Here is a 7,300-nt window from a genome sequence, read left to right as displayed (position 1 = left end):
TCCCCGACACTCACCATGATCCCCAGTAGATCTTGCTACCAGAGCCAGTATCGGCGCTGAACCCGGCTCTGGTAGCAAGATCCCCGGGCCCTCACGGAGGCGGGGACGTACCCTTGCGGGCATTCAGGGCCTCGATGAGGCGCTCCTCGGCGTCGGCCCCCGCCCGAACACGCGGCAGGCGCAGAATCAGCAGCAGCCCCGCGATCCACCACACGAGCACCATCGGCCACTCCTCGGGCCAGGACAGCGCCGCGGGCATGCCGGGCAGATAGAGCAGGAACAGCCCGAAGGCCAGGACGAACGCGATCACGCCGATCGGGGTCCCGGCGGGCACCCGGAACGGGCGTTCCATCTCCGGTTCCCTGCGGCGCAACACGAGGAAGCACACGATCACCGCCAGATAGGCGATGACGATGTTGAAGGCGCCGGCGTTGCTCAGCCACACCAGCATCGGGTCGCCGAAGAAGGGCGAGACCACCGACAGCGCTCCGATGAACAGGATCGCGTTGGACGGGGTGCGGTAACGCGGGTGCAGGCGGCCGAACCAGGCCGGGACCATCCCCGAGCGCCCCATGGCGAACAGCAGGCGGCTGCCCCCGATGAGGAAGGCGTTCCAGCTGGTCAGCAGTCCGGCGATCCCGCCGAGGACCACCAGGTTGCCCGCCATCCGGCTGTGCCACAACGCGCCCACGGCGTCGGCGGAGGCAAGTTCGGACTCGAGCAGCGCCGAGGGGGACAGGCCCGACCCGGCGGTGAGCATGACCATCACGTACCAGGCGGTCGCGCAGAACACCGAGAACACCAGCAGCCCGCCGACGAGCCGGTAGGGGATCTTGATCTCCGAGGCCGACTGCGGAATCACGTCGAGGCCCACGAACAGGAACGGCACGGCCACCAGTACGACGAACATGCCGGAGACACCGCCGGTGAAGAGCGGGTCCATGTTCTCGGCCGACCCGCCGACGGCGGAACCGGCGATCATCACCACGCCGACGCCGACCAGGAACAGCACGGCGATGACCTGGAAGACGCTCGCGGGGCGGATCCCCACATAGTTGATGCCGGCCATGATCACCGCGCTGATGATGCCGACCGCGACCAGGCTGGCCTGGACGTCGTACTCCGCGATCGTCCACAGGTGCCCGACGGCCATGTCCGGGAACAGGTACACGAGCGTCTCGGGCACCGCGACCGCCTCGAAGGCCACCACGGACACGTACCCGAGCACCATCGCCCACGAGGCCACCAGCGCGCCCTTGGGCCCGATGGCCCGCAGCGCGTAGTTGTGCTCCCCGCCGGCGCGCGGCATCGCGGAGACGAGTTCGGCGTAGGTGAGGCCGACGAAGGCCATGATCACGCCGCCGACGACGAAGGCGAGGGCGGCGCCGCCGGGGCCGGCCGCCTCGATGAACTCGCCGGTCAGGACGATCCAGCCGAAGCCGATCATCGCCCCGAAGGACAGCGCGAGGACGTCCCCGCGCCCCAGCACCTTCAACAACCCCGTGTCCCGGTCGGCCATGGCCCTCCCATCACTCGTGTGCGCAGGAACACACCCAAACACGCGGCAGGCCCGGACGGAAGGGGGCCGGGCCTATGCCCAGGCCCGGCCGGGGACACCGCCGACGAGCCGAGGACTTACCGCGTACGGGGCAGGGGAGCGGGCGGTCAGGTGCTGCGCAGGCCGGTGCTGGAACGCTCGGGCTCCCGCTCGGTCTCCGCCCTCTGGTCCGCGCCGTCGCGGCGTTCACCGGGTTCCGGGCGGCCGGGGGCCCAACTGCCGGCCGCGGGGGCCGTGGGGGCGGGTCCGCCCGCCCTGGGGCCGCCGGAGCCGCCCTCGGGGCCGTCGCTGCTACCGGGGGCTTCCGGCCCGCCGCCGTTCGGCCCCGCCGGTCCACTGTTCCCACCTGGACCGGGCTCACCACTGCCCGGGGCGCTCCGGGCCTTCCGGGCCACCCCGCCGCCGGGCACCACGGCCTTGCTCACCGTCGACACCCACGCCTCCACGGGCCCGCGTCCCACGAGCTTGTGCCAGGCGAACCCGACCACGATCGACCCGACGATGAACACCTCGGGCATGTACTCGTTCAACCAGTGCGCCAGGTCGCCCGCAGTGTGGTCGATGTTCGCCTGCCACGCCATGGCCAGGGCGTGCGCCACGTACACAGTCAGCGCCATCGTGCCGGTGGCGATGAGCGGCCGCAGGAGGCGCGGCAGGTGGTCGGCCAGGTACAGGCACCCCACGAGCACCGCCATGCCCAGCCCGGTTCCGCCGATGATCTCGGGGGTGGTGGCGGTGTGCGAGGCGCTGGAGAGCAGCCACCGGGCGTCGTCGGTGGGCACCGGGCCCTGGTGCTCCTCGCGGGGGCCCATCTCGTCGATGAGCCGGTAGCTCTCCCAGGCGTGCCAGGACGCCCGGTAGGCGACCGAGTTCAGCAGCAGCCCCAGCGCGGCGATCCCCAACCGGACCGTGTGGGAGCGCAGGTCCAGACGCCCCACGGCCAGGCCGGCCAGAACCACCGCCACGTAGCTCAGCGCCGGGTAGAAGCCGTAGACCGACAGGTCCAGCAGCCCCTGCTCCAGGAAGATGTGGCCGGGCGAGACCTGGTTCCAGGACTGCGTGAAGTCGTGGAACCAGCCGCCCTCGTCGTTGGAGCGCCGCAGGGCGTACAACAGCTGCGGGCCCACGATCGCGGCGGTGACGGCGGCGGCCGCGCTCCACCTCGCGTTCAGGCGCAGGAACGGCACCGCCATCAGGAAGTACAGGCCGTAGTAGGTGATGATGACCGTCAACGCGGCCTCGGTGGGCGAGACGATCGCCGTGAGGATCCACCCGATGATCATCAGCACGACACCGCGCACCACCACGCGGCCGGCGGTCACGTTCGCCTTCCGGCCGCGGTGCGGCTCTCGGGCCCCGGCGATGATGGCCAGCGAGACCCCGGCCAGGAACGTGAACAGGATCGTCGACCGGCCCCAGGCCGCCTGGTGGGTGAGCCAGGCGGTCACGGTGTCACCGGGGATGAACGGCACGCTGAAATGCACGAGCAACATACCCGTGACCGCCACCCACCGAGCCAGGTCCACCCCCTCCAACCGTGGCCGGGGCTGTTTCAGGGCAGGGGAGGGCAGGGCAGCGGGGTAGCGGGGCTCAGACATGGACCTTTCTGGAACCGGACGATCGGGGACACGAGTCCCCGTAGCGTAACGACCCGATTGCACCGCCAGTCACACACTCGCTGCCCCTGTGCCTCACGCCACGGCCCCGCACACACCGGAGGGGACCGACGGTTCCGCACCCCCGAGTCCCCTCACCTGCGCTCCGTTTCTCCGCGTCAGTCCTGCGGCTCGAACCAGACCGCCGACAGCGGGGGCAGCGTGATCGGCGCGGAGAACGCCTGCCCGTGCCGGCCCTGCTCGTCGGCCTCCACCGCCGCCGGCGCCGGGTACCCCGAACCGCCGAACCGGGGGTCGTCGGTGTTGAGCACAGAACTCCACCGGCCTCCGCGCGGCAGGCCGATACGCCAGTCCTCCCGCGGCACCGGCGAGAAGTTCACCGCACACGCCAGCACGGAGCCCTCCTCCCCGAACCGCAGGTAGGAGAGTGTGTTGCCCTCATGGTCGCCGCCGTCCAACCAGGTGAAGCCGGTCGGGTCGGTGTCCAGCGACCACAGTGCCGCACGCGGGCGGTAGGCGTCGTTGAGCGCCTTGACCAGGCGCTGGGCCCCCGCGTGGTGGTCGAACTGCAACAGCCACCACGGCACGCCCTCCTCGTGCGACCACTCGTCGCCCTGGGCGATCTCACCGCCCATGAACAGCAGCTGCTTGCCCGGGTGCGACCACATGAAGCCGAACAGCGCACGCACGTTCGCGGTCCGCTGCCACTCGTCCCCGGGCATCTTGTTGATCAGGGACTGCTTTCCGTGCACCACCTCGTCGTGCGACAGCGGCAGCACGTAGTTCTCGCTGTAGGCGTACATCATCGCGAAGGTGATGTCGTTGTGGTGGTACTTGCGGTGGACGGGCTCCTTCTTCACGTACTCCAGGGAGTCGTGCATCCACCCCATGTTCCACTTGAGCCCGAACCCGAGACCGCCCATGTCGACCGGTGTGGTCACACCCGTGTAGGCCGTGGACTCCTCGGCGATCATCACCGCGCTCGGGTTGCGCCGGTACACGGCGGTGTTGAGCTCCTTGAGGAAGTCGATCGCCTCCAGGTTCTCCCGCCCCCCGAAAGCGTTGGGCTCCCAACCGCCGGAGTCGCGCGAGTAGTCGAGGTAGATCATCGACGCCACCGCGTCCACCCGCAGCCCGTCGATGTGGAACTCCTCCAGCCAGTACAGCGCGTTGGCGATGAGGAAGTTGCGCACTTCGGTCCGGCCGTAGTTGAAGATGAGCGTGCCCCAGTCGGGGTGCTCGCCCCGGCGCGGGTCCGGGTGCTCGTACAACGCCGTGCCGTCGAACCGCGCCAGCGCCCAGGAGTCCTTCGGGAAGTGCGCCGGGACCCAGTCCAGCAGCACGCCGATGCCGGCCCGGTGCAGCGAGTCCACCAGGTGCCGGAAACCGTCGGGCGGACCGAACCGCGGCGTCGGGGCGTAGTACGACGTGACCTGGTAACCCCACGACCCGTCGAAGGGGTGCCCGGCCACCGGCAGCAGCTCCACGTGGGTGAACCCGTGCTCGGTCACGTACTCCACCAGCTGCTCGGCCAGCTCCTCGTACCCGAGCCCGGGACGCCACGACCCCAGGTGCACCTCGTACACACTCATCGGGGCGCGGTGCGGCTCGACGCCCTTGCGGCCGGCCATCCACTCCTGGTCGCCCCACACGTAGTCGGAGGAGGCCACCACCGACGCCGTCGCGGGCGGGACCTGGGTGGCGCGTGCCATCGGGTCGGCCTTGTCCTGCCACTGGCCGTCCGCTCCCAGAACCTGGAACTTGTACAGGTCACCCTCGCCCACACCCGGGACGAACAGCTCCCAGACGCCGCTCGACCCGAGGCTGCGCATCGGGTGTCCGACCCCGTTCCAGTAGTTGAATTCACCGATCACGCGGACGCCGCGGGCGTCGGGCGCCCAAACCGAGAACCCGGTGCCTGCGGCTTCCCCTGTGCGGGTGGAGAGCGTGTCCACGTGCGCGCCCAGGGCGTTCCACAGCTCCTCGTGACTGCCCTCCCCGATGAGGTGCAGGTCGAGTTCGCCCAGGGTCGGGGCGAAGACGTAGGGGTCGGCGCTCACGTGCTCGGCTCCGCCCTCCTCGTAGCGGGCCGCCACGCGGTAGTCGGAGGGCGTGCCCAGGGCCTTTTTCGTGGCCTTGCCGGCGAAGACCCCGCGGTGCAGGTGGGCCAGTTCCACCCGGTTGCCGTCGCCCAGGACCGCGTGCACTTCGAGGGCACCCGGACGCAGGGCGCGCACGACCGTGGACCGGCCCTCGGTGTGCACACCCAGCACGCTGTGCGGATCGTGGTGGTGGCCGTCGACGACACGGTCGATCTCGGCCAGGAGCTCGGGTGCGGGGCCGGAGGGCCGCCGTGTGCGGGCCGCGGACGGTGCGCCCCTGGCCCCGGAGGTCGTCGCGCCCGTGTTCCTGGCTGCCGCGGCCTCGGCGGAGGCGCCCTTCTTCGCGGCGGGCGCATTCTTCGCCGTCGCGGACGGCTTCTTGTCTTCGGTGCTCTTCTTCGTCGTGGAGGCGGTCTTCGGCTCGGGCGTCGCGGCGCCCTCGCTCGGTCGCTGTTCTTCGCTGGACGGGGACAACTCGGCTCCGTGTGTGTCGTGGTCGTGGACGGTGGTCGTGATCGGGGGGACGTAGGACGGGGCAGGGGACGAGCTGGTCGAGGGGGCCTGGAGGCGGGCCCGGGGAGCGGGGAGACGAGCGGTGCGGTCACGGCCGCGTACGGCGACCGTGACCGCACACCGGATCAGCCCGGCATCGAGGGCGCGACCGCCGATGCGATCGAGTCCAACGGGACCCGCAGCCAGTTCGGCCGGTTACGTGCCTCGTACAGCACCTCGTAGACCGCCTTGTCGAACTCGAAGGCCCGCAGAGCCGTCAGGTGCTTCTCCGGGTCGATCCCGCCGCCGTCGGCGTAACCGCGGCAGAACGCGTCCCGGTTGTGCCGGGCCCACGCGCGGGCCGAGCACTCCAGGGCCGGTTCGCCCGGGTGGCCGATGAGCAGGTAGCCGGCCGCGTAGTCGAAGGACCGCAGCATCCCGGCCACGTCGCGCAGCGGCGTCGACAGGCTCCTGCGGTCCTGCACCGGCATCGTGGGCTCGCCCTCGAAGTCGAGCAGCACCCATCCCTGCTGAGGCCGGATGACCTGGCCCAGGTGGTAGTCGCCGTGCACACGCTGGGTCGGAAGCGGTTCGTCCACCCGGGAGAAGTCGGAGTAGGCCGACATCACCCGCGGGGCGTGCTCGGCCAGCTCCGGGACCTCCGCGGTCGCCATCGCCAGGCGTTCGACCATGGCGTCGGCCAGGTCGGAGATCTCCCCAGGCGAGAGCACGTCGGTCGGCAGCTTCTGTGACAAGGCCCGGTGCGCCTCCGCGGTCGTGCGCCCCAGCAGGGCCGCCTCCTCGGCGAAGGACGACTCCCGTTCCGGAGAGGACCCCTGCAGCAGCGAACGCACGTTCCCGGTCGCCAGCACCCAGCCGTCGGTGGCGTCGGGTACGAAGTCCTGCAGCATCGCCAGCGTGGTCGGGGTCGGCGAACCGGGCAGGTCCGCCTCGATCCACCCGCACGGCTCGGCCACGTAGGGCGAGCCCGACAGAGCCGTGTTCAGCTCCAGGTCCGGGTTGGGGCCGGGCCACAGCCGCCGGAAGGTCTTGAGTACGTGGTCGCGCCCGAAGACCAGCGAGGTGTTGGACTGTTCCCCCGTCAGCAGGCGCCCGGCCGAACCCGTGTGCACGCGGGCGCCCGGCACGGTGCGGAACCGCACCTCCGAACGGCCCTCGCTCGCGGGCGCGGCGAAGCGTTCCAACAGGAGCCGGGTGAGCTGTTCGTCGTGGGCGGCGTCGTAGACCACCTGCGCCCGGCCGCCGAAGACCTGGCAAACGCCGATGGCGGTGCGGGCCAGGTTGGCGGGAAGCGCACGCGGCGGACGCGAGCCCAGCATGACCTGGTAACGGGAGTACGTGCCGCGTTGGCCCGCTTCCACGACGAGCAGGTTCAGGTCGGGCCCTTCGTCACCGGCCGACAACAGACGGTGACGGCTCAGGATGCGCAGTCGCCGGATCGGGATCCCCTTGCCGGAGAACCATCGCTGCCGGGGCAGCCAGACCGCCAGGAGTTCTTCGAGTTCGGACAT

General features: G+C 70.8%; 4 protein-coding genes. All 4 read right to left on the bottom strand.

Translation table 11 applies throughout. From position 1 onward, the window contains the following. Positions 1-91: 91 nt before the first annotated feature. A complete protein-coding gene (locus D474_RS0125125) occupies positions 92-1,519 on the bottom strand; it encodes an APC family permease (RefSeq protein WP_017616240.1) in 1,428 nt (475 codons plus the stop codon). 146 nt (positions 1,520-1,665) lie between these two features. Further along, positions 1,666-3,156, bottom strand: coding sequence for a heparan-alpha-glucosaminide N-acetyltransferase domain-containing protein (locus D474_RS30000; RefSeq protein WP_239647177.1), 1,491 nt, complete (start codon positions 3,154-3,156; stop codon positions 1,666-1,668). Positions 3,157-3,332: 176 nt separating this feature from the next. Further along, entirely contained in the window at positions 3,333-5,489 is a 2,157-nt protein-coding gene (glgB, locus tag D474_RS0125115; protein WP_040704445.1) for a 1,4-alpha-glucan branching protein GlgB, read from the bottom strand. Between the two features lie 425 nt (positions 5,490-5,914). Next, complete coding sequence (locus D474_RS0125105) at positions 5,915-7,300, bottom strand: maltokinase N-terminal cap-like domain-containing protein (protein ID WP_017616236.1); 1,386 nt, start codon at positions 7,298-7,300, stop codon at positions 5,915-5,917.

The organism is Nocardiopsis salina YIM 90010, from assembly GCF_000341025.1.
GTDB classification, from domain to species: domain Bacteria; phylum Actinomycetota; class Actinomycetes; order Streptosporangiales; family Streptosporangiaceae; genus Nocardiopsis; species Nocardiopsis salina.
The sequence above is the reverse complement of the archived record's forward strand: the minus strand, read 5'-3'. Positions and strand labels throughout refer to the sequence as shown.